The following is a 21900-nucleotide window of genomic DNA, read 5'->3' on the forward strand; positions in this document are numbered from 1 at the left end:
GTTATTCCACATCAGTGTTATCCCACATCAGTCGGCTATCCAGCCATTCAACGGCAAGGATAGTGAGAATCACCGCCGCGCCAAAGTAAAAGGCAGCAGGCCCCATGGTGAAAGCGAGGAGTTGATCGCGATTGACGAGCGACATCGTCAAGGCAATCACAAATAAATCGAGCATAGACCAGCGGCCAATCCAGCGGATAATACGCAGCATCTTCATGCGCATCATGATATTGCCTTCTGACCGGAGATGGATACTCACCAGCAGCCCGAACAACACCAGCACTTTGGTAAACGGCACCAGAATACTGGCAATAAATACCACCAGCGCAACAGGAACATTGCCTGATGCGAGCGAAAGAATACCGGAGAAGATCGTGTCTTCTGTGCGGGCACCATTGACATAAATAATTGATATCGGTAACAGGTTAGCGGGGAACAGTAAAATGATGGAAGCAATCAGTGCTGCCCAGGATTTTTGCAGACTGTGCCGCTGGCGTAAGCGGAGCGGAATATGACAACGAGGGCAGCGCCCCCGATTGTCGGGCGAACTGGTGAAATGGCAGGAAAGACAGATACGATAGCGATCCGGTGCAATCAACGGCCTCATGCGCGGGTAAAACCGCTGCCACAGTTGGTCGGTATTTAAATGAATCAGCGTCAGCAGGCTTAAGCTCATCAGCGCCAGAAACGCGACCAGCCCGATACCCGCCTGAACATCCGCGAATTCACGAACTTTGATCGCGGCGACGGCCATGCCGACCAGATAGATATCCAGCATCATCCACTCTTTTAACCGTTGCAACATGAGCAGGATGGGGCGCAAATTCATGCCGATGCGGGGAGCAAAGAACAGATATAACAGCGAAAAGACCAGAGTGAGCGGTGCGCCTACGGTACAGAAGGCGACCATACTTGCCGTGAGTGGATGCCCCTGACGGGTGATTTGCCAAATGCCTTCAAACAGGCTGGCATTGATGGTGACGCCCAGAAGACGAATGCTGATTAACGGTTCCGTGAAAGCAAACGGCATCAATACCAGCATGGCAACGGCCATCGCAGCAAGCCGGGAAATGGGCCAGTCTCTGCCTGAACTGACTCTGGCATCGCAGCGCGGGCAGTTCGCTGTCTGGTTCCGCTTCAACGGCGGCAGAGCAAAAAAGGCATCACATTCCGGGCAGCGATGATAACGATCGATCGCGGGAATGGCACTTTTCGCCCCCTCGGTTAACGGCGGTCGGGGAGAGGGAAACGGCGCAGGACTGGCAATATTATGTATTTTCATTTTCCCTGCGATCCGGTAGAAGGTGTTGAGTTCCGTTATATTCACGATAGATAACGTATTCACAGCTATTTAGTGTAACTGAAGGCTCAACGAATGATAAATTCATAATAAGGCTCTGATCTCTGCCCGATATTATTTTTCTGGTGGAAATAGCACGATATGCGTGACAGCAGTACAGTAAAGCGAAGGATTCTTCGCGCGAAGGCGCTAATCTTATGGCATTCTGTAACCGATGCTAATGCAGTCTGTGCGGGAATTGTTCGCACGGTTTTGAAAAGACAACGCTATACGTTATGAATAATACGTTATGAATAAACAAGAATTTTATCAGGATCTCGTTCGCGACATGTCATCGCTTATCGCGGATGAAAACCGTTTTATTACGATCTTATCAAACAGTAGTGCGCTGCTGTTTGAGCGTTTGGATGGGGTTAACTGGGCAGGGTTTTACCTGTTGGATAACGACACGCTTTTCCTGGGGCCGTTTCAGGGCAAGGTTGCCTGTGTGCGTATTCCTGTTGGCAAAGGTGTATGCGGTGCGGCGATAGCTGAAAATCGCATTCAGCGTGTGGATGATGTCCATGCGTTCCCCGGTCATATCGCCTGTGATGCCGCGAGTAACGCGGAAATCGTGCTACCGCTTGTCGTGAACGGGCAAGTGATTGGCGTTCTGGATATTGACAGCACCCTTTATCGGCGTTTTGACGCGGATGATGAAGAAGGACTGAAGGCCGTAGTTAGCGTACTTTGTGCTCAACTGGAAGCGAGCGATGTGATGACATTCATCAATTCTCTCATGTTGAGACAAGGTTAACGTGGCAATTGCCGATGGCGTCATTATAATGACGCCTGTTCATGCCTGCGCCGGTTGGCAAACCCGTTGTAATCAGGAAATTTCATGGAAAATCAACCTAAGTTGAACAGTAGTAAAGAAGTTATTGCCTTTTTGGCAGAGCGGTTCCCGCTTTGTTTCACCACTGAAGGTGAAACGCGTCCGTTAAAGATCGGTATTTTTCAGGATCTTGTTGAGCGTGTACCGGAGTCCGATAACGTCAGTAAGACGCAATTACGCTCTGCGCTGCGTCTGTACACCTCAAGCTGGCGCTATCTGTACGGTGTAAAATTGGGTGCCCAACGTGTCGATCTGGATGGTAATCCGTGTGGCGAGTTGGAACAGCAGCATGTCGATCATGCTCGCACGCAGTTGGAAGAAGCGAAAGCGCGAGTTCAGGCTCAGCGTGCTGAGCAGCAGGCGAAAAAACGTGAAGCAGCCGGAGAATCGGCAGACGCGGCACGTGCTCCTCGTCCCGCTCAGAAACGCGCGCCACGTCGCGATGCTTCTCAAAACCGTGCTTCTCAAAACCATGCACAGCGTAAACCTCGTCAGTCTTCTTCCGACCCATCGCAGTCCTCTTCGCAGCCATCTGCTAATGCTCAATCTCGTCAGGCAAAGCCTGCCAGCAATGAGCGTCAGCGGGTAGCGGTTACGGATGTTTCCAAACTGCAAATCGGTCAGGAAATCAAAGTCAGAGCCGGCAAAGACGCCATGGATGCTACCGTGCTTGAAATTGCCAAAGGCGAAGTCAGAGTACAATTGGCTTCTGGACTGGCGATGATTGTACGCGCAGAACATTTGCAGTTCTGATACGGAGGCCAACCTGGGCATGAACAACTTAGTCAGAATAACCGCCATCGCAGGCTTACTGCTGGCGGGCTCTAGTTTTGCAAATGAAAACATTACGCGTGTTGAGCAGATCCCTCAGCTACATCAGGAACCTCAACATGCTACTGTGAGCGACAGGGTGGCCTCACGTTTCCTGCGTTCGCATTATCGCCAGTTTATGCTGGATGCGCAGTTCTCAGAGAAAATTTTTAACCGCTACCTCAACATGCTGGACTACAGCCACAATGTGCTGTTGGCCTCTGATGTGGCGCAATTTTCCGGGCAAAAAGCCCAGTTGGGCGATGCGCTGAAATCGGGGCAGTTGGATGTTCCGTACGCGCTGTACAATCTGGCGCAGAAGCGCCGGTTTGAGCGTTTTCAATATGCGCTGTCGCTGCTGGATAAACCTGTCGATCTGACGGGCAATGATACGTTTGAGCTCGATCGTAGCAAAGCTCCCTGGCCGCAGAACGTCGGTGAACTTAACCGCCTGTGGGATGCCAAGGTAAAATATGACTGGCTCAGCCTGAAGCTGACCGGTAAAGATGATAAAGACATCAAAGAAACGCTGACCAAGCGCTACCAGTTTGCGATTCGCCGTTTGGCGCAGAGCAACAGCGAAGATGTTTTCCAACTCATCATGAACGCTTTCGCGCGTGAAATCGATCCGCATACCAGCTACCTGTCACCGCGTAACACCGAGCAATTCAATACCGAAATGAGCCTGTCGCTCGAAGGGATTGGTGCGGTGCTGCAAATGGATGACGACTACACCATGATTAATTCCATGGTGCCCGGTGGTCCGGCAGCGAAAAGTAAAAACATCACCGTTGGTGACCGTGTCGTTGGCGTAGGCCAAAACGGCAAACCGATGGTCGATGTTATCGGCTGGCGTCTGGATGATGTCGTTGCGCTGATTAAAGGGCCGAAAGGCAGTAAGGTACGTCTGGAAATCCTGCCTGCTGGCAAGGGGACGAAAACCCGCATTGTCACGCTGACGCGTGAACGCATTCGCCTTGAAGACCGCGCGGTTAAAATGTCCGTCAAGACGGTCGGCAAGGATAAAGTCGGCGTGCTGGATATCCCCGGTTTCTATGTCGGCCTGACGGATGACGTGAAAGTTCAGCTCCAGAAGCTGGAAAAACAAAACGTCAGCAGCATTGTGATTGACTTACGGACTAACGGCGGCGGCGCGCTGACGGAAGCAGTAGGGCTTTCTGGTCTGTTTATCCCCGGCGGCCCTGTGGTTCAGGTGCGTGATAACAATGGCAAAGTGCGCGAAGACAGCGACACCGACGGCATTGTGTATTACAAAGGCCCGCTGGTGGTGCTGGTAGACCGTTTCAGTGCTTCCGCTTCTGAGATCTTCGCCGCGGCAATGCAGGATTATGGCCGCGCTTTGATCGTGGGTGAACCGACGTTTGGTAAAGGCACCGTGCAGCAGTATCGCTCGCTGAATCGAATTTACGATCAGATGCTGCGTCCTGACTGGCCAGCACTGGGTTCCGTGCAATATACGATTCAGAAATTCTATCGCATTGACGGCGGCAGCACGCAGATGAAAGGCGTGACGCCTGACGTGATGATGCCAACCGGCACGGAAACGGTAGATACCGGTGAGAAGTTTGAAGACAACGCGCTACCGTGGGACAGTATCAAAGCGGCCAACTACACGAAGAGCGGCGATCTGAAGGCGCTGATTAGCAAACTGAATGAACATCATCAGGAGCGTATCGCCAAAGATCCTGAATTCCAGTATGTGGCGCAGGATATTGCCCGCTACAACGCGATGAAGGATAAGCGAAACCTCGTGTCGCTCAATCTTGCTCAGCGCGAGAAAGAGAATGACGATGATGAAGCGATGCGTCTGAAGCGGATTAACGATCGACTGGCGAGAGAAGGTAAAAAGCCGCTCAAATCGTTGGAAGATCTGCCGAAAGACTATCAGGCACCCGATCCTTATCTGGATGAAACGGTGAAAATCGCTCACGATTTAGCGCAGGAACAGAAAGACTGATACGCTAAAATCGCTCTGATTGTCTGAGATCGTTAAGCGCCCTGTGGGTTATCCGACAGGGCGCTTTTTTTGAACATAATCGTTGTTTTTGACGATGGTTGTTGTTGAGTGTTATAGGATGACCGCGCTGTACCGTCAATGACGAATTAACGAATCTTGGTTGGCGAACAGCCAAAACGGGTTTTAAACCGTTCCGAAAAACGTGCCGAGGATTTATACCCGCAGGCTTCAGCCAGACGCTGCATACTCCACGATGTCGTTTGTACCAGCATCATCGCGTGTTGCATTCGCGTTTCCAGTAATAGTACTTCAAAGCGAGTCTGCTCGGCAGATAGCCTTCGACGCAGCGTAGCCTCACTCATCGCCAATTGCCGCCCTGCTGACTGTGCGGTCCAGTGACGCTCCGGTTCTTCGCTGATAAGCGCACGCAGTTGTGCCGTAATGCCAGGCTGCGGTGGCGCGCCAAAATGGTATCCTCGTTCCGATAGCACCAACAGCATATCCATCAGACGCAGTTCGAGGCGCGATTCAGTGAGCGTGTTGCTCGTCATTCCCTCAACCAGATACTGCAAGGTATGAGTCAGATCGTCATCCAGTAAAAGGTGCGTGAAAGGCGCAGGAGGATGTACAGGAGCCAATTTTTCGGGATAGCGGTGATAAAACTGCGCCAGAAGCGTGGATGAAAATGTCAGAAAGAGTGACCGAAAGACGGCGTCATGACCGCCGGGCGTTTTCGTCAAATCAGCACTGGCATCAGGCGTAATCAGGCAAAGTTGAGACGGGGTGTCGATAACTGTCGTGCCGCTCTGCTCAAGAATGGTTAATTGACCAGAGAGAACCAGCAGGAGCGTGGCCTCATAGAAATGGAAGCACGTTGTCTGCTGCGGTGTACGCAAGTGGGGCTGAGCGAGTGCGCACAGGCCATACCGTTGCAGCGGCTGGCCTGATGGCAGTCGCCAGTCCGCCTCTACAATGAGAGACGGAGAAGCGGAGCGTAAAGCGGTCACGCTCATAGCCAGCCATTCTTATAACAAGTCATCATCATAACTTATTGTTATCACAACAATGCGGGATTCAGCGTATACAGCCCGGTGAGTGTCGCTTCTGCCAATACTGGCGCGCTAGCCAGCGCAGCGCGGACATTCGCTCCATTAAGCTCACCTTCTATCGTTAAAGCAGGCGTCGCGAGAGCGTAGAGAGTAAAGATGTAATGATGGACGATCGCATCGTTCCACGGTGGGCAAGGGCCATCATAACCATAGTAGGTACCTTTCATCTGCTCATCGCTGGCGAACCAGACGGTGTAATCGTTGACGCCGTGTCGGAGCCCGGTGGGGGCATTTGGACCTGCCTTCCCACGCGGAGTGATGCCAGTGGAATGAGAGGCGGCGGGAATCTCACTGACGTTGGCTGGAATGTCCAGCAATAACCAATGGTAGAAATCGACACGCGGCAGAGACGCGCTAACCTCGCGACCTTCCTGATTCACATCGTCACCGCGGCTGGGTACATCCGGATCGTGGCAAACCAATACGAAAGACAGTGTCCCTGTGGGAGCGCCGCGCCAGGCAAGGTGTGGATTATGGTTAGAAGACAGCGCAATGTGGCTGTTTGCATCCGGTACGGCAAAGGCGAACTCGCCTGGGATCGTGTCGCCGTCCTGAAAACTGTGGCTGAAGAGTTGCAGCATGGTGGTGCTCCTTATCGTGATTCCGGTGGGTGTGGAATCATTATAGAAGAAGCTGAACATAATTATTTTCCTAATACCGTCAGGATAATGCTTTTAGCTGTCAATTTGAGGGCTTGAGATATTATTGCTCGCTAATCGATATGAAAAAAATGGCTTCCGATAAGGGAAGCCGCCGTGACTTAGCCGATCTGCATCGCGATAGCGTGCGCGATTAACGACCCGCTTTTAGCTGCTGGAAGTAGGTTTCATACAGCGTGCTGGCGCTGCCGACGTCGTTCTGCCATTCGCCTTTCGCGATGGTTTCATCATCCGGGTATAGTGTTTTGTCCCCTGAAACCTCCGGCGGCAGTAATTTTTTCGCTGCCAGATTCGGTGTCGGATAGCCGATGGTTTCCGCGACCTGTGCTGCTACTTCCGGGCGCAGCAGGAAGTCGATCAGCTTCATCGCGCCGTCAACGTTTTTGGCGTTGGCCGGAATCGCCAGACTGTCCATCCAGAAGATACCACCTTCTTTGGGCCAAATGACATCCAGTGGGGTACCTGCCTGACGCGCCACGTAGGCAGAACCGTTCCACACCATCCCCAGATTGACTTCACCTTCGATGAACGGGTTGCCGGGGTTGTCTGAGTTGAACGTCAGCACGTTCGGCATCAGGGCTTGCAGCTCTTTATAGGCCGCCTCAATCTCTTTGGGGTCGGTGGTATTCGCGGAGTAACCCAGTTTACGCAGGGCGATTTGGAACACCTCACGCGCGTCGTCCGTCAGCAGCAGGCTGTTTTTGTACTTGGTATCCCACAGATCGGCCCAACGGGTGACGCTGGCAGGGTCAATCATTTCATGATTAATACCAATCGCCGTTGCGCCCCAAATATAGGGAATGGAGTAGTCGTTATTTGGGTCGAAGGATTTGTGCAACAGGTTCGGATCGAGATTATGAAAATTGCTGAGCTTGCTGGTATCAATCTTTTGCAGCATGCCTTCTTTGCTCATCTTAGAGATGAAATAAGTTGAAGGCACGACTAAATCGTAAGCGCTATCCTTATAGGTCTTCAGCTTGGCGTACATACTCTCGTTGGATTCATAGGTGGAGTAAATCACCTTGATGCCCGTTTCTTTAGTGAACTGTTCCAACAGACCCGGCGGCACGTATTCGGTCCAGTTGTAGAAATAGAGCGTTTTGCTGTCGTCGGCATTGGCGGTGCTGATGCCAAACGCCATTGCGCAGGCTGCCAGTAGGTGTGGCCACTTTTTCATTATGTTTACCTCCTAGTCCCAAAGGAAATACCCGTTGTTTTCAGCGGGCATGAAAATCAGATGTGAATCATGTTAGCCGCAACCTTATTTTCCGGTGCGGTCGCGTAAAATCAGCTGGCTACTGAGCACCAGCACGAGCGATAGAATCAGCAAAATCGTTGCCAGCGCGTTGACTTCAGGGGAGACGCCGACCTTCACCATCGAGTAAATCTTCAACGGTAGAATCTCATACGCGGGCCCAGTGACAAACGAGGACACCACCACGTCATCCATCGACAGCGTAAAGCTGAGCAGCCAACTGGCGGCCACGGCCGGCATGGCCAGCGGCAGAATGATTTTGCGCAGAATAATCACTTCGCTAGCACCCAAATCGCGCGCGGCTTCCAGCATCCGCACGTCAAAGCCTTTCAGGCGCGAATAGACGGTCACCACCACAAACGGCAGGCAGAACGTGATGTGGGAAAACAGCAGCGACCAGAATCCAAGCGATATGCCCAGCAGCATGAAGAGCACCAGCAGTGAAATCGCCATCACGATATCCGGCGACATCATCACCACGAACAGCATGCCGCCGACAAAAGGTTTGCCGCGAAAGCGGTAGCGATACAGCGCCACGGCCGTCAGGGAGCCAATCAGCGTGGCGAACGTTGCAGAGAAAACGGCCATCGTCAGTGAGTGTTGCGCGGCCTGAAGTAGGCTGTCGTTGTTTATCAGCAACCGATACCAGTCCAGTGTAAATCCCTGCCAGTTGATGCCGAAACGCGCCTGATTAAACGAGTTCACGATCAGAATAACGATCGGAATGTACAGGTAAGCGTAAATGATGGACATAAATCCACCGCGGATTAAGCGTCCGGTCATTCCAGCTCTCCTTTTTTATTCAGCAGGCGGGCCGTGCGGTAATAGATAAAGAGCAGCACGCCCATGACCAGCGTCAGGCAGATGCTGGTGGCGGCACCAAACGGCCAGTCGCGGATATTGAGGAACTGGCTTTTAATGACGTTACCGATCAGCAAATTCTTGGCACCGCCCATCAGATCGGCAACGAAGAACAAGCCCATAGCGGGCAGCAGCACCAGCAGGCAGCCGGCGATAATCCCCGGCATGGTTAGCGGGATGACGACGCGAATGAAGGTTTGCCACTTATTGGCACCCAGATCGCGCGCGGCTTCAAGGTAGGATTTATCGAGTTTTTCAATGCTGGAGTAGAGCGGTAGCACCATGAACGGCAGCAGGATGTAAATCAGACCGAGAATCACCGCTTCAGAGGTGTACATAATCCGCAGCGGCGTATCGATAAGGCCAGTCCAGAGCAGGAATTCATTCAGATGGCCGTGCGTACTCAGAAAGATTTTCAGCCCGTAAATGCGGATTAGCGAGTTGGTCCAAAACGGCACAATCAGCAGAAACAGCATCAGCGGCTGAATTTTTTTCGGTAAGCGCGCCAGAATAAAGGCAAACGGATAGCCCAGCAGCAGGCAGCAGAGCGTGGCGATAACGGCCATATTCAGCGAATGCAGCAGGACGGAAGCATAAAGCGGATCGGCCAGTCGCGTATAGTTTTCCAGCGTAAAGACCAGGCTGACGAAATGCGTGTCATCGCGCGTCAGAAAACTGGTGCCGATGATCATCAGGTTGGGCAGGAAAACAAACAGCACCAGCCAGGCAACGATGAGTGTGATAATGATGTTTTGAAAGCGTTTACGCGACTTCTTCATCGTGCAGGACGACCTCCCAACTTTCCACCCAGGTGACGTCGACTTTCTGGTTGAGTGAATGATCGAAGTCGGGATCGTCTTCGTTAAAGAACTCGCTGACCATGACCATTTTGCCGTTTTCCAACTCGATGTTGGATTCCAGCGTCATGCCTTTATAGTTGCGTTCACGCACATAGCCCACCATCCCTTTCGCTGGCATACCAGCGCCCAGCTCTTCGACGCGTAAATCTTCTGGTCGCAGCAGCACGTTGAGATGTTGGCCGACGGTGACCGGAAAACTGGCGGTGATAACGCACTCATGGCCTTCGACCTGCGCGCGTACTCGCTGTTCGTCCAGCGATTCGAGTACCACGGCATCCAAGATATTGATTTCACCGATAAAGCTGGCGACGAACAGGTTTTTCGGCTCTTCGTAGATTTCACGCGGCGTACCGTCTTGCTCGATGCGTCCATCGCGCATCACCACGATGCGGTCGGACATGGTCAGCGCTTCTTCCTGATCGTGCGTGACGAAAATAAAGGTGATGCCCAGCTTACGTTGCAGCGCCTTCAGTTCGTTCTGCATCTGCTTACGCAGCTTATAATCGAGTGCGGACAGGGATTCATCCAGCAGTAGCACTTTCGGCTGATTGACGACGGCGCGGGCGATGGCCACGCGCTGTTGCTGGCCGCCGGACAACTGATGCGGACGGCGCTGCGCCAGTTCCTCTAACTGCACCATTTTCAGCGCGTCAATCACGCGTGGCGCAATCTCTGCGGCGGGCGTTTTCTGCATGCGCAGGCCAAACGCCACGTTCTCAAACACGCTGAGGTGAGGAAATAGGGCATAACTTTGAAATACGGTATTAACGTGCCGCTGCTCGGCGGGCTGATGGGTGATGTCCTGCTTTTCCAGCATGACAGTACCGCTATCGACCGTTTCCAGACCGGCAATCAGGCGTAGTACGGTGGTTTTACCGCAGCCGGATGGCCCGAGGATCGTCAGAAACTCACCGTTATTAATGGTGAGATTAAAATGGGAAATGATGTCTTTGCCATCAAAGCTTTTATGGACGTTGAGCAATTCAATGACCGGCATATCAATGACCGGCATAGTCAGGGCGTTTTCTTTCATTAAGGTCTGGCTCTATTTCCTGATTTGGCCGACCAACGGCATCTCCGTTGCATCGCACCAAGGGTTATCACCTTTCAGACAGCGTGCGCAGTTAAGGGCGGCATTTTACGGGAAACGTTGCTTAACGCCAACTTGTGTGGCTCCACTTCCGGCCGATTGACGACTGAATGGCGGTGATTCAGTCACTGAATTAGCACAAATGTTTCTTGATTGTTACCTGATTGGGTCATTCTTCGTGACCCCGCTGCCGCTTTTGGGCCTGAATTCTGGTATGACGATTTGTTAAATCGGGAAAAAACTGACCTGACGCAATATCTACCGGGGTAGCCCTATCCATAATGCCTTTCAGGGTTCAGGGGGCATAAATAAGATGGATAAATTACTCGACAGATTTTTGAACTACGTTTCATTCGATACACAGTCTAAATCCGGCGTCCGTCAGGTGCCGAGCACCGACGGCCAACTGAAACTGGCGCGTGCGTTGCAGCAGGAATTGCTCGAACTGGGATTTGAACAGGTTGTGCTCAGCAAACAGGGCTGCCTGATGGCGACGCTTCCGACTAACGTTGCCTGGCCCGTCCCGGCTATCGGCTTCATTTCACATATGGATACGTCGCCGGATTTTAGCGGTAAAAATGTTAATCCGCAGATTCTGGAAAACTACCGCGGCGGCGATATTGCCCTGGGAGTGGGGGACGAAGTGTTGTCACCTGTGATGTTCCCGGTGCTGCACCAGTTACTGGGGCAGACGCTGATTACCACCGATGGCAAAACGCTGTTGGGGGCAGATGATAAGGCGGGCATTGCGGAAATTATGACCGCGTTGGTGCGCCTGAAAAAAAGCCAGCTCCCGCATGGCGATATTCGCGTTGCCTTTACGCCGGATGAAGAGATTGGCAAGGGCGCACAGTTTTTTGATGTTAAAGCCTTTAATGCGCAGTGGGCCTATACCGTGGACGGCGGCGGTGTTGGCGAACTGGAGTATGAAAATTTTAACGCCGCGTCAGTTCAGGTGAAAATTGTGGGTAACAATGTGCACCCCGGTAGCGCCAAAGGCGTGATGGTTAACGCGCTGACGCTCGCCTCACGCTATCATCAGCACGTGCCGGAGAGCCAATCGCCGGAGCAAACGGACGGCTATCAGGGGTTCTACCACCTTCACAGCATGAAAGGCTCTGTGGAGCGTGCGGATTTGCATTACATCGTTCGGGATTTTGATCGCAACGGCTTTGAGCAGCGTAAACAGACGATGTTGGATATTGCGGAAAAGGTCGGCGCGGGGCTGCACCCAGATTGCTACATTGAAGTCACGATTACCGATACCTATTACAACATGCGTGAGCAAGTTGAGCAGCATCCGCACATTATTGCACTGGCGCAGCAGGCGATGCGGGATTGCGATATTGAGCCGAATATGAAACCGATTCGTGGCGGCACTGACGGCGCACACCTGTCATTTCAGGGGTTACCGTGCCCGAACCTGTTTACCGGCGGCTACAACTATCATGGCAAACATGAATTTGTCACGCTGGAAGGTATGGAAAAGGCGGTCTCTGTGATTATGCGTATTGCTGAACTGACGGCGCTGCGTGTGAAGCCGTAATAGCTTCTATCCTGAAGAGATGAATAAGGCGGGACATTCCCGCCTTATTATTGTGCTAACTATTATTCAGGCTTGGCCTTAATCCGCGAAGTACCAGTAGCCGCTGTTGATCAGTACCGTGAGCTGCGCGAGGAAGGATGGATCTTCCAGTGCATCGCCCAACTGTTCCGCATCAATGGTAGGATGCTCAGCCAATGCAAACAGCGCTGTCTTGTGCGTGCTGTTCACTTTCTCTCCGTTAACGAAGCAGCTATCCCCAACGCAGATGACTCGCAGGCCGCCTAAACGGCGCAGCGGCTCACCCTGTTGCAGGTATTCATACACTTCGCCCGCCTGATAAGGTGGTTCCGGCGGTGAAAGATCGAGCTCATGGCGGGACTGGGAAATAAACTCACCAAACCAATTTTGGAAATGTTCCGGCTGTTGTACCAGATCCAGCATCATTTTTTGCAGCGCATCCAGTTCTTGCGGCAGCACACTAGCGATATGTTCACGAGAGGGAATATCGGGATCGCTGTAGCGATGGCTACCGAGTTCACGGGAAAGCACATAATCTGCAAAACCGCTAACCAGCTCGCGCGCATTTGGCGCACGGAAACCCACCGAGTAGTTCAGCGAGTTCTCCAACGAATAGCCTTCATGTGGGAAACCCGGTGGAATATAGACGATATCGCCCGGTTCCAGCTCTTCATCAATAATGGCATCAAACGGGTCGACCTGTAGCAGGTCTGGGTGCGGACAGTGCTGTTTCATCGGTATTTTTTCACCGATGCGCCAGCGGCGGCGCCCCGTACCCTGAATGATGAACACATCATACTGATCCAGATGCGGCCCTACGCCACCGCCGGGAACGGAAAATGAAATCATCAAATCATCAGTACGCCAGTCCGGCAGTTGTCGAAATGGCTGCATCAAGGCGGAAGAGGGCTCATGCCAGTGATCGACGGCCTGTACCAGCAGCGACCAGTTGCTTTCCCCCAGATGATCGTAGCTCTCGAAAGGGCCGTGGCTGACTTGCCAGCGCCCGTTCTGATGGCTGACCAGACGGCTATCGACCTCGTTTTCCAATGCCAGACCGGCGAGTTCGTCAGGTGAAATCGGATCGATAAAATGCGTGAAGCCGCCTTTAATCAGGAGTGGGCGCTTTTGCCAGTAGTTCGCTAAAAAATCCTGCCAGTCGAGATTGAGCTGATAGTCCATACCGTTTTCCAGAAACTCGTTTTTGAGGAAATGACTGTTCTTGAAGACATGATTTTTCTTGAAATAATCAGTATTTTAAAACAATCCGCATTGTGGCAATAAGTATAGCGGAAGCATCACGCGCTGTACTGCCTTTCACCCCTCATTCTGGCTCAGGTTCTGGCGGGAGAAAATAGCTTCGACTCGGGCGCCGCCCAGTGCGCTGTCGCTGATCAGGATCTCGCCCTGATATTGTTCGATAATTTCGACGGCCACGGCGAGGCCGATACCTTGCCCAGGGCGCATGCGATCGGCACGCTGCCCTCGCAGGAAAATCATTTCGCGCTTACTCTCATGGATACCGGGGCCGTCGTCGTCAACAATCAGATGCAGCTTGTGATCGGAGTACTGCACGCTAATCTCGACAAACTCCAGACAGTATTTACAGGCGTTATCAAGAATATTGCCCATCACTTCCATGAAATCATTCTTCTCACCGACAAAGGTCAGTTCGGGGGGAATATCGAGCGTCAGTACCACGCCTTTGCGTTGATACACCTTGTTCAGCGCGGAACACAGGCCATCCAGCAGCGCCGGAACCGAGTGCACTTCGCGTATCAGTAAATTATGTTCGGAGCGTACGCTGGCGCGATGCAGGTAATAGCCAATCTGCTGCGAGATGCGGCTGATCTGGGCCAGCATAATAGGCTCAGCCTGATCGATAGTGATCTCTTTACCGGTACGCAGCGCACGTAATGTGGTCTGTAAGACGGCCAGCGGCGTTTTCAAACTGTGCGTGAGGTCGGTGAGCGTCGTGCGGTACTTATGGTAGCGCTGGCGTTCGTTATTCAGCAGGATATTCAGGTTTTTCACCAGACTGAACAACTCGCGCGGCGGATTTTCATCCAGCTGTTCACGCGTGCCTTTTTCCAGCTCGGCGATCTGTTTTACCAAATGCTGAATAGGGCGCAGGCTCCAGTGAGCGCCCAGCCACAGCAGAGGAAGCACCAGCAGAAGGTTGGCGATCAGAACATAGCTGAACCACTCCCACACGACGTCTTCCTGCTGGAGCTCCTGTGGAATGCGATCGACGACAACAATCGTGATGGAGGGGAGATGCTCGGTCTTCGGATAAACGTTCACGGCGATGGAATGCGTTAACGCATTGCTGTGTGCGCCATTCAGTGCTCGCAGGCTGCCCAGTAACAAGGTATTGCCCGTTAATACCGCGCTGCTGGTATCGGTGTCGGTATCCAATTCATGATAGGCCGTCTTATTCAGCCATTCCGGATTGATCAGCGCTTCCAGCTCGGGAACGTGCTTTTCACGCCAGAGCATGTTGCCATGCTCATCGTATATCAACACCAGCGTAGGAAAGTTGATATCAACGTCGGGCGGCGTGATGATGTTCAGTTGGTTATCGCGCCACTGTGCAAGGCTGTAGTAGAGGTTACTCTCGCCGCGCAGCAGGCGGAATGAGGTTTTATCAAAATTGACGCTGTAACCGATAATGGCGACGACGCCATAGGCTAGCGACAACGCCAACACGATGGCCGCTGTCGCGAGTAAAAAACGAATGCGAAGCGAGAAGGGGGGCTTCTTATCGCTCATACTGAGCCTGAAGGTGTATCAATATCAAAACGATATCCTTGTCCACGCACGGTCGTGATCACATCCGGTGCTTCTGCCTGCTGAATTTTCTTACGCAGTCGCCCCATCAGCACGTCAATAGTATGACTTTCCCGCAGTTCTGCATCGGGGTACAGCTGTAGCATCAGCGACTCTTTGCTGACGACCTTTCCTTTGTTACGAATCAACGTCTCGATAATGGTGTATTCGAACGCAGTGAGCTTGATAGGCGCGCCGTGGATCACCAGCTCGCGGCGTGACAAATCGATCTCAAAGGGTGGCAGGCTGATGATTTGAGAGGCCAGCCCGCTATTGCGCCGCATCAGCGCCTGCAACCGCGCGACGACCTCTTCCATATGGAATGGTTTAGTCACGTAATCGTCTGCACCGGCTTCCAGCACCGCCACTTTGTCCTGCCAGCCTTCACGCGCTGTCAGCACCAGAATCGGGAGTTTGACCTGATGCGCACGCCAACGACGGATCATGCTCATACCATCTTCATCAGGCAACCCGAGGTCGACAATGGCAATGTCCGGCATATTCTCATGCAGAAAATAATCCGCTTCTTTGGCGTCAGACGCGGCATCAACCTGATGCCCCATTTCGTTCATCTGAACGGTTAAGTGATGGCGCAGTAATACATTATCTTCAATGACCAGAATCCGCATCGTTATATCCTCTGTCGAATAGATAGGGGGCATATTTATCGAAATATTTTTATATATCCTATCTTTCATCTGTCACGTATATCGCTCCCGCGTATCAACATTATACGCAGAGAAAGTGATTTATTTTATTTGTTAAATTATCCACAGGGAGCATAAACCGGGTTTAAACGGTCTGAAAATGGCAGTTAACTGGCGGGCAGGACACCCGCCAGAGAGAGGTCGTGATAGGATTCAAGAACGGTTATTTCAGGTCATCGACCATAGCGATAGCGCGGCCGATGTAATTGGCTGGCGTCATGGCTTTCAGACGCGTTTTTTCTGCTTCTGGTAATGCCAGACCATCGATAAATTCCTGAATGCCCGCGGCATCAACGCGTTTACCACGCGTCAGCTCTTTCAGCTTCTCGTACGGTTTTTCAATCCCGTAACGGCGCATGACCGTTTGGATCGGTTCTGCCAGAACTTCCCAGTTGTGATCCAGTTCATCTGCCAGACGATCGCGGTTCACTTCCAGTTTGCTGATGCCTTTCATCGTAGCCTGATAGGCGATCAGTGCATAGCCCACGCCTACGCCCAGATTACGCAGCACGGTGGAGTCGGTGAGGTCACGCTGCCAGCGAGAAACCGGCAGCTTGCTGGCCAGATGCGCCAGAACAGCGTTCGCCAGACCCAGGTTGCCTTCTGAGTTTTCGAAGTCAATCGGGTTCACTTTGTGCGGCATGGTGGAGGAACCGATTTCGCCTGCAATGGTTTTCTGTTTGAAGTGATTCAGCGCGATGTAGCCCCAGATATCACGATCAAAGTCGATCAAAATCGTGTTGAAACGCGCGATGCAATCGAACAGCTCGGCGATGTAATCGTGCGGCTCGATCTGCGTGGTATACGGGTTCCAGTTGATGCCCAGTGAGGTGACAAAGCTTTCGCTAAACTGGTGCCAGTCCACTTCCGGGTAGGCAGCCAGGTGGGCGTTATAGTTACCGACGGCGCCATTAATTTTACCGAGAATCTCAACCTGTTGCAGTTGACGATACTGGCGCTCCATACGATAGGCTACGTTAGCGAACTCTTTACCGATGGTGGAGGGCGTAGCGGGCTGACCGTGTGTGCGAGAAAGCAGCGGGATATCGCGGTATTCCTGCGCCAGCGTTTTCAGCGCATCAATGATTTGACGCCAGTGCGGCAGGATGACATCGCGGCGAGCGCTGTCCAGCATCAGCGCGTGAGACAGGTTGTTGATATCTTCTGACGTACAGGCGAAGTGGATGAATTCGTTGACGGCGTGCAGCGCAGGAATGGCGGCCACCTTTTCTTTCAGGAAGTATTCAACGGCTTTCACGTCGTGGTTGGTCGTACGCTCGATGGTTTTAATGCGGGCCGCATCTTCTTCACTGAATTCGGCGACGATTTTATCAAGGAAAGCGTTTGCGTCCGCGTCAAATGCAGGAACTTCCTGGATCTCTGCACAGGCTGCCAGTTTTTGCAGCCAACGTACTTCAACCTGCACACGGAATTTCAGCAAACCGAATTCGCTGAAAATGGTGCGCAACGTGCTGACTTTATCGCCGTAGCGTCCATCAATTGGGGAAACGGCGGTCAGTGAGGATAATTCCATCGCAAGCAACTCCTGAGATTGGTTTCAATAACGATTAATTTCAATAAAAACAATGACTTAAATAACGGCAACCGATTTTGTGACGCTGGCGTGAATCACACCAGCGTCAGTCATAGCGGCAAGAATAGCATCAAACGGATGGGCAACGCGCCAATATCTGTTTCGCTTCTTTAACCAACTGGCCGCGTGAGAACATCAGCTGTAGGCGTCCGCCGCCAATTTGCTGCCAGAGTACCGCAGAGCGGATACCGGCCAGCAGAGCAGCACGCACTTTTGCCTGCACCTGACTGTTTTTCAGCACTTCCGGCGAACCGGTAACCTGAATACGCGGACCCAGTGTGCTGATGACATCCACGTAAATTGCCGCCAGCGCGCTGACAATCGTTTCGGAAAGTAGTTCGAAATGCTCCAGTTGGCGCTCCAACTGTCCAATGCGTTTACCTAATTCATCAAGCGCGGCAGGCTTCGCTTTCAGCTTGCGCTCTAGCGCAATCAGGCTGAAGGCATAGCGTGATAATTCTGCACCGGCACCTTTATTACTGCTGGTGTTCAGAATACCTAACAGCGTTTCCACCCCAATTTTCAGGTTTTGCTCGTCATTGCCGTAAACGGCCAGCGTGGATGCCGGGTTGAGGTTCAATACACTGTTTAGCGAGGTGTGCAGTGCAGCGTTATTACACTGACCCGTATGGGCCAACTGCTGGACGACATGCGCTGATTGGCAAATACCCGCTAACGCCAGCGTAATCTCATAATAATTCTTAGCCACGTTTACTCCTGTAAGCGTTCTTCAATGATGCCGCCGCCAAGGCACACGTCGTCCAGATAAAAAACGGCGGATTGACCCGGCGTCACGGCTGCAACGGGCTCATCAAAACGTACGGTAATGCGATCGTCGCCAAGTGGCGTAACGGTGCAAGGGATATCCGCCTGACGGTAACGGGTTTTCACCGTACAGCGTAATTCAGCGGTGAGCGGCTGACGGTCAACCCAATGCAACTGTTGTGCTATTAAGCCGTAGGACATCAGGCGAGGGTGTTCGTGCCCCTGCGCGACATACAAAATATTATTAGCGACATCTTTATCCACCACGTACCAGGGATCTTCGCCGCCGTCTTTGACGCCGCCGATGCCCAAACCTTTACGCTGCCCCAGCGTGTGGTACATCAGCCCCTGATGTTGTCCCATCGGTTTGTTATCGTCGACGGACAGAATCGGACCCGGCTGTGCGGGCAGGTAGCGCGCCAGAAAATCAGTAAATTTGCGCTCGCCGATAAAGCAGATACCGGTAGAGTCTTTCTTCTTGGCGGTTGCCAGCTCAAGCTCTTCGGCGATCTTGCGCACCTGTGGTTTTTCCAGCTCACCGACCGGGAACAGACTTTGTGCGATCTGCTCGTGGCTCAGCGTATAAAGAAAATAGCTCTGGTCTTTGTTGCCGTCCATGCCGCGCAGCAAACGGCTCTTGCCGTCGACGTCATGGCGACGAACATAGTGGCCTGTCGCGATATAGTCTGCACCGAGATCCTCGGCGGCGAATTCCAGGAAGGCTTTGAATTTGATTTCTTTATTGCACAGGATATCGGGATTGGGGGTACGGCCCGCTTTGTATTCTTCAAGGAAGAGTTCAAAAACGTTGTCCCAATATTCAGCGGCAAAGTTGACGGTATGTAATTCGATACCCAGCTTGTCGCAAACGGCTTGCGCATCGGCAAGGTCGGTGGCTGCCGAGCAATATTCCGTGTCGTCGTCCTCTTCCCAATTCTTCATGAACAGGCCTTCAACATGATAGCCCTGTTGCTGTAACAGGTAAGCGGAAACGGAGGAATCGACACCGCCGGACATACCGACAATCACTTTTTTCTGGCTGTTATCTGACATGGAAGTCTCACGAACTGAAATTTACTGACGCATTGATGCGAAAAACAAGCGGCATATTTTAGCATGTTGAACCGCGGGCTGCATCGCTATTCCTGCTGTGCGGTGCTTCGCTCACGTATGGCAGGAATAACAGGATGCCTAGAAAGGCCAGTTGAACGCACCCAGTACGGTTAACGGATAGCGTTCTGGCTGCTGATAGCAGCGAATGCTTTCGGCCACCAGCGGCGAACGAAGCTGGCGAGAATGCAGAATTTCCTCGGCGGTCAACCAGCGACAGCATTCGATATCGCTGTCGTGCGGTTGGGTAGCGACCCGCGCAGGCAGATCGAGCGCGAAGCAAAAGCGTAAAAATGGCGTGCTGTCAGGTGCGATCCATTGGTGCAGACGCAAGAAACTCTGCGGTGTGGCCTGAATACCGGTTTCTTCCCACAGTTCACGGCTCGCCGCCTGAATCAGCGTTTCGTCGGCCTCCAGATGCCCTGCGGGTTGGTTCCACAATAATTTATCGTTAATTAATTCTTCGACGACCAGAAAATGGTTTTCGGCCTGTACCACACAGGCGACTGTCACATGGGGTTTAAACATCCGCTATCTCCTTCCATTCTCCGGGTAACAGGTTTTCTACCGTCTGATTGGCCATACCGTATCGAATCAGACGCAAGGTAGGATACCCGATATTCGCCGTCATACGACGGACTTGCCGATTACGCCCTTCATACAGCGTGATTTTTAGCCAGCAGTCAGGAATGCTTTTACGTTCGCGTATGGGGGGATTACGCGGCCACAGCCAGTTGGGTTCCGGTACGATTTCCGCCCCTGCGGGCAGCGTTTTGCCGTCATTCAGATCCAGACCGGTACGAAAGCGCATCAGGGCGGCATCGTCAGGAATACCCTCGACCTGAACATAATAAATTTTGGCTGTTTTTTGCGTTGGCTGAGTCAGTCGAGCCTGAAGTTTGCCGTCATTGGTCAGAATCATCAGGCCTTCGCTGTCGCGATCCAGACGACCGGCGGCATAAATACCGCTAACCGGAATGTAGTCTTTTAGCGTGCGGCGCCCGGCTTCATCAGTGAATTGTGGCAGGACATCGAAGGGTTTATTGAACAAAACGATTCGGCGCGGCGCATTGTCAGGTTGCCTTTTTCTTGCCGGCTGTGAGCTGAATCGTTTAACTTTGTGATTTTTAACAGGGAATTTATTCATCATCTTTATAGTCGCGGAAAACAAAAGCATTATACTCGAAATGGTTTGCGATTGGCGCGGGCTAAATATTCAAGTAGTATTGACACGCATCTTACAAGTCATTAACAAAATTGCGCTCGAAGGAGAGGTTAATGGAAAGCAAAGTAGTTGTACCGACAGAAGGTCAGAAAATCACGGTTGATGCTCAAGGTAAACTGGTTGTTCCAAACAATCCGGTTATCCCGTTTATCGAAGGTGACGGCATTGGTATCGATGTAACGCCTGCCATGATCAACGTCGTTGACGCCGCCGTGAAGAAAGCCTATCAGGGCAAGCGCGCGATTTCCTGGATGGAAATCTATACGGGTGAAAAATCCACGCAGGTATACGGTAAAGATGTCTGGCTGCCAGACGAAACGCTGGATTTGATCCGTGAATACCGTGTGGCGATTAAGGGCCCGCTGACAACGCCAGTCGGCGGTGGTATTCGTTCTCTGAACGTTGCACTGCGTCAACAGCTGGATCTGTATGTTTGCCTGCGTCCGGTACGCTACTACGAAGGTACACCTAGCCCGGTTAAACAGCCTGAGCTGACCGACATGGTGATCTTCCGCGAAAACGCCGAAGACATTTATGCAGGTATCGAGTGGAAAGCGGGTTCTGCTGAAGCAGACAAAGTGATCAAGTTCCTGCGTGAAGAAATGGGCGTTAACAAAATCCGTTTCCCTGAGCAGTGTGGTATCGGCGTGAAGCCGTGTTCGGAAGAAGGCACTAAACGTCTGGTTCGCGCCGCAATCGAATACGCGATTACCAACGACCGTGATTCCGTCACGCTGGTGCACAAAGGCAACATCATGAAATTCACCGAAGGCGCGTTCAAAGACTGGGGATACCAGTTGGCGCGTGAAGAATTCGGCGGTGAATTGATCGATGGCGGCCCGTGGGTGAAGATCAAGAACCCGAACACCGGTAAAGAGATCGTAGTAAAAGACGTAATCGCCGATGCGTTCCTGCAACAAATTCTGCTGCGCCCTGCTGAATACGATGTGATCGCTTGTATGAACCTGAACGGTGACTACATTTCTGATGCCCTGGCGGCACAGGTTGGCGGTATCGGTATCGCCCCTGGCGCGAACATTGGTGACGAATGTGCACTGTTTGAAGCCACGCACGGTACGGCACCGAAATATGCGGGTCAGGATAAAGTGAACCCAGGTTCTGTGATTCTGTCTGCTGAAATGATGCTGCGTCACCTGCACTGGTTCGAAGCGGCTGACCTGATTGTTAAGGGCGTTGAGGGTGCGATCAAGAACAAGACCGTGACTTACGATTTTGAACGTCTGATGGAAGGCGCTAAGCTACGGAAATGTAGTGAGTTTGCGCAGGACATCATCGATAATATGTAATCT

General features: G+C 52.2%; 20 protein-coding genes. 5 read left to right on the top strand and 15 right to left on the bottom strand.

The window, feature by feature from the left end; translation table 11 throughout:
• Nucleotide 1 precedes the first annotated feature (1 nt).
• Entirely contained in the window at nt 2-1282 is a 1281-nt protein-coding gene (gene yebS / locus LCF41_RS10085; RefSeq protein ID WP_225087927.1) for a membrane integrity lipid transport subunit YebS, read from the bottom strand.
• A 307-nt stretch (nt 1283-1589) separates the two neighbouring features.
• Between yebS and LCF41_RS10090 the strand changes: the two genes are divergently transcribed.
• The 3 genes from LCF41_RS10090 (at nt 1590) to prc (ending at nt 4962) form a co-directional block, all read left to right on the top strand.
• The gene (locus tag LCF41_RS10090) at nt 1590-2096 is read left to right on the top strand and encodes a GAF domain-containing protein (RefSeq protein ID WP_225087928.1); all 507 of its coding nucleotides are present in this window, start codon (nt 1590-1592) and stop codon (nt 2094-2096) included.
• 84 nt (nt 2097-2180) lie between these two features.
• A complete protein-coding gene (gene proQ, locus LCF41_RS10095) occupies nt 2181-2927 on the top strand; it encodes an RNA chaperone ProQ (RefSeq protein ID WP_225087929.1) in 747 nt (248 codons plus the stop codon).
• 19 nt (nt 2928-2946) lie between these two features.
• On the top strand, nt 2947-4962 hold the full coding sequence (prc, locus tag LCF41_RS10100) for a carboxy terminal-processing peptidase (protein ID WP_225087930.1): 2016 nt from the start codon (nt 2947-2949) through the stop codon (nt 4960-4962).
• A gap of 146 nt (nt 4963-5108) precedes the next feature.
• Here prc and LCF41_RS10105 read toward each other — a convergent pair whose 3' ends face one another.
• The 6 genes from LCF41_RS10105 to potA all read right to left on the bottom strand — a co-directional run bounded on the left by LCF41_RS10105 (nt 5109) and on the right by potA (nt 10739).
• On the bottom strand, nt 5109-5975 hold the full coding sequence (locus tag LCF41_RS10105) for an AraC family transcriptional regulator (protein WP_225087931.1): 867 nt from the start codon (nt 5973-5975) through the stop codon (nt 5109-5111).
• A 44-nt stretch (nt 5976-6019) separates the two neighbouring features.
• Nucleotides 6020-6652 carry a YbhB/YbcL family Raf kinase inhibitor-like protein gene (locus LCF41_RS10110; protein WP_225087932.1) on the bottom strand — a complete coding sequence of 211 codons (633 nt, stop codon included), beginning with the start codon at nt 6650-6652 and terminating at the stop codon, nt 6020-6022.
• 211 nt (nt 6653-6863) lie between these two features.
• On the bottom strand, nt 6864-7907 hold the full coding sequence (gene potD / locus LCF41_RS10115; protein WP_039537322.1) for a spermidine/putrescine ABC transporter substrate-binding protein PotD: 1044 nt from the start codon (nt 7905-7907) through the stop codon (nt 6864-6866).
• An 84-nt stretch (nt 7908-7991) separates the two neighbouring features.
• Nucleotides 7992-8768 carry a spermidine/putrescine ABC transporter permease PotC gene (gene potC / locus LCF41_RS10120; RefSeq protein WP_010309753.1) on the bottom strand — a complete coding sequence of 259 codons (777 nt, stop codon included), beginning with the start codon at nt 8766-8768 and terminating at the stop codon, nt 7992-7994.
• Nucleotides 8765-9625 carry a spermidine/putrescine ABC transporter permease PotB gene (potB, locus tag LCF41_RS10125; protein WP_225087933.1) on the bottom strand — a complete coding sequence of 287 codons (861 nt, stop codon included), beginning with the start codon at nt 9623-9625 and terminating at the stop codon, nt 8765-8767. Before potB ends, potC begins: the two co-directional genes overlap by 4 nt.
• Entirely contained in the window at nt 9609-10739 is a 1131-nt protein-coding gene (gene potA, locus LCF41_RS10130) for a spermidine/putrescine ABC transporter ATP-binding protein PotA (protein ID WP_225087934.1), read from the bottom strand. Before potA ends, potB begins: the two co-directional genes overlap by 17 nt.
• A gap of 370 nt (nt 10740-11109) precedes the next feature.
• Here potA and pepT point away from each other — a divergent pair, with 370 nt between their 5' ends.
• Nucleotides 11110-12342, top strand: coding sequence for a peptidase T (pepT, locus tag LCF41_RS10135; protein WP_225087935.1), 1233 nt, complete (start codon nt 11110-11112; stop codon nt 12340-12342).
• Between the two features lie 78 nt (nt 12343-12420).
• Here the strand turns inward: pepT and LCF41_RS10140 are convergent, their stop codons facing one another.
• The 8 genes from LCF41_RS10140 to rluE form a co-directional block, all read right to left on the bottom strand.
• Nucleotides 12421-13542, bottom strand: a complete 1122-nt coding sequence (locus tag LCF41_RS10140; protein WP_225087937.1) for a ribosomal protein uL16 3-hydroxylase — start codon at nt 13540-13542, stop codon at nt 12421-12423.
• A 135-nt stretch (nt 13543-13677) separates the two neighbouring features.
• Nucleotides 13678-15132 (bottom strand): two-component system sensor histidine kinase PhoQ, encoded by a 1455-nt coding sequence (gene phoQ, locus LCF41_RS10145; protein ID WP_225087939.1) that lies wholly within the window; start codon nt 15130-15132, stop codon nt 13678-13680.
• Nucleotides 15129-15818, bottom strand: coding sequence for a two-component system response regulator PhoP (gene phoP, locus LCF41_RS10150; RefSeq protein WP_225087940.1), 690 nt, complete (start codon nt 15816-15818; stop codon nt 15129-15131). Before phoP ends, phoQ begins: the two co-directional genes overlap by 4 nt.
• Nucleotides 15819-16059: 241 nt before the next feature.
• Nucleotides 16060-17430, bottom strand: a complete 1371-nt coding sequence (gene purB / locus LCF41_RS10155) for an adenylosuccinate lyase (protein WP_015840110.1) — start codon at nt 17428-17430, stop codon at nt 16060-16062.
• 130 nt (nt 17431-17560) lie between these two features.
• Complete coding sequence (gene hflD, locus LCF41_RS10160) at nt 17561-18199, bottom strand: high frequency lysogenization protein HflD (protein ID WP_180741147.1); 639 nt, start codon at nt 18197-18199, stop codon at nt 17561-17563.
• Between the two features lie 2 nt (nt 18200-18201).
• Nucleotides 18202-19308, bottom strand: coding sequence for a tRNA 2-thiouridine(34) synthase MnmA (gene mnmA / locus LCF41_RS10165; protein ID WP_010275749.1), 1107 nt, complete (start codon nt 19306-19308; stop codon nt 18202-18204).
• A 138-nt stretch (nt 19309-19446) separates the two neighbouring features.
• Nucleotides 19447-19893, bottom strand: a complete 447-nt coding sequence (locus tag LCF41_RS10170; RefSeq protein ID WP_225087942.1) for an NUDIX hydrolase — start codon at nt 19891-19893, stop codon at nt 19447-19449.
• Nucleotides 19886-20512 (bottom strand): 23S rRNA pseudouridine(2457) synthase RluE, encoded by a 627-nt coding sequence (gene rluE / locus LCF41_RS10175; RefSeq protein ID WP_225088146.1) that lies wholly within the window; start codon nt 20510-20512, stop codon nt 19886-19888. The genes LCF41_RS10170 and rluE overlap by 8 nt, the downstream gene beginning before the upstream one ends.
• A 131-nt stretch (nt 20513-20643) precedes the next feature.
• Here rluE and icd point away from each other — a divergent pair, with 131 nt between their 5' ends.
• A complete protein-coding gene (icd, locus tag LCF41_RS10180; RefSeq protein ID WP_225087943.1) occupies nt 20644-21897 on the top strand; it encodes an NADP-dependent isocitrate dehydrogenase in 1254 nt (417 codons plus the stop codon).
• Nucleotides 21898-21900: the final 3 nt, after the last annotated feature.

It is taken from the genome of Pectobacterium colocasium, from assembly GCF_020181655.1.
Taxonomy (GTDB): Bacteria; Pseudomonadota; Gammaproteobacteria; order Enterobacterales; family Enterobacteriaceae; genus Pectobacterium; species Pectobacterium colocasium.

Coding starts and splice junctions, on each gene's coding strand:
- yebS (WP_225087927.1), bottom strand. CDS start 1,282: ATGAAAATACATAATATTGCCAGTCCTGCGCCGTTTCCCTCTCCCCGA.
- LCF41_RS10090 (WP_225087928.1), top strand. CDS start 1,590: ATGAATAAACAAGAATTTTATCAGGATCTCGTTCGCGACATGTCATCG.
- proQ (WP_225087929.1), top strand. CDS start 2,181: ATGGAAAATCAACCTAAGTTGAACAGTAGTAAAGAAGTTATTGCCTTT.
- prc (WP_225087930.1), top strand. CDS start 2,947: ATGAACAACTTAGTCAGAATAACCGCCATCGCAGGCTTACTGCTGGCG.
- LCF41_RS10105 (WP_225087931.1), bottom strand. CDS start 5,975: ATGAGCGTGACCGCTTTACGCTCCGCTTCTCCGTCTCTCATTGTAGAG.
- LCF41_RS10110 (WP_225087932.1), bottom strand. CDS start 6,652: ATGCTGCAACTCTTCAGCCACAGTTTTCAGGACGGCGACACGATCCCA.
- potD (WP_039537322.1), bottom strand. CDS start 7,907: ATGAAAAAGTGGCCACACCTACTGGCAGCCTGCGCAATGGCGTTTGGC.
- potC (WP_010309753.1), bottom strand. CDS start 8,768: ATGACCGGACGCTTAATCCGCGGTGGATTTATGTCCATCATTTACGCT.
- potB (WP_225087933.1), bottom strand. CDS start 9,625: ATGAAGAAGTCGCGTAAACGCTTTCAAAACATCATTATCACACTCATC.
- potA (WP_225087934.1), bottom strand. CDS start 10,739: ATGAAAGAAAACGCCCTGACTATGCCGGTCATTGATATGCCGGTCATT.
- pepT (WP_225087935.1), top strand. CDS start 11,110: ATGGATAAATTACTCGACAGATTTTTGAACTACGTTTCATTCGATACA.
- LCF41_RS10140 (WP_225087937.1), bottom strand. CDS start 13,542: ATGGACTATCAGCTCAATCTCGACTGGCAGGATTTTTTAGCGAACTAC.
- phoQ (WP_225087939.1), bottom strand. CDS start 15,132: ATGAGCGATAAGAAGCCCCCCTTCTCGCTTCGCATTCGTTTTTTACTC.
- phoP (WP_225087940.1), bottom strand. CDS start 15,818: ATGCGGATTCTGGTCATTGAAGATAATGTATTACTGCGCCATCACTTA.
- purB (WP_015840110.1), bottom strand. CDS start 17,430: ATGGAATTATCCTCACTGACCGCCGTTTCCCCAATTGATGGACGCTAC.
- mnmA (WP_010275749.1), bottom strand. CDS start 19,308: ATGTCAGATAACAGCCAGAAAAAAGTGATTGTCGGTATGTCCGGCGGT.
- LCF41_RS10170 (WP_225087942.1), bottom strand. CDS start 19,893: ATGTTTAAACCCCATGTGACAGTCGCCTGTGTGGTACAGGCCGAAAAC.
- rluE (WP_225088146.1), bottom strand. CDS start 20,512: ATGAATAAATTCCCTGTTAAAAATCACAAAGTTAAACGATTCAGCTCA.
- icd (WP_225087943.1), top strand. CDS start 20,644: ATGGAAAGCAAAGTAGTTGTACCGACAGAAGGTCAGAAAATCACGGTT.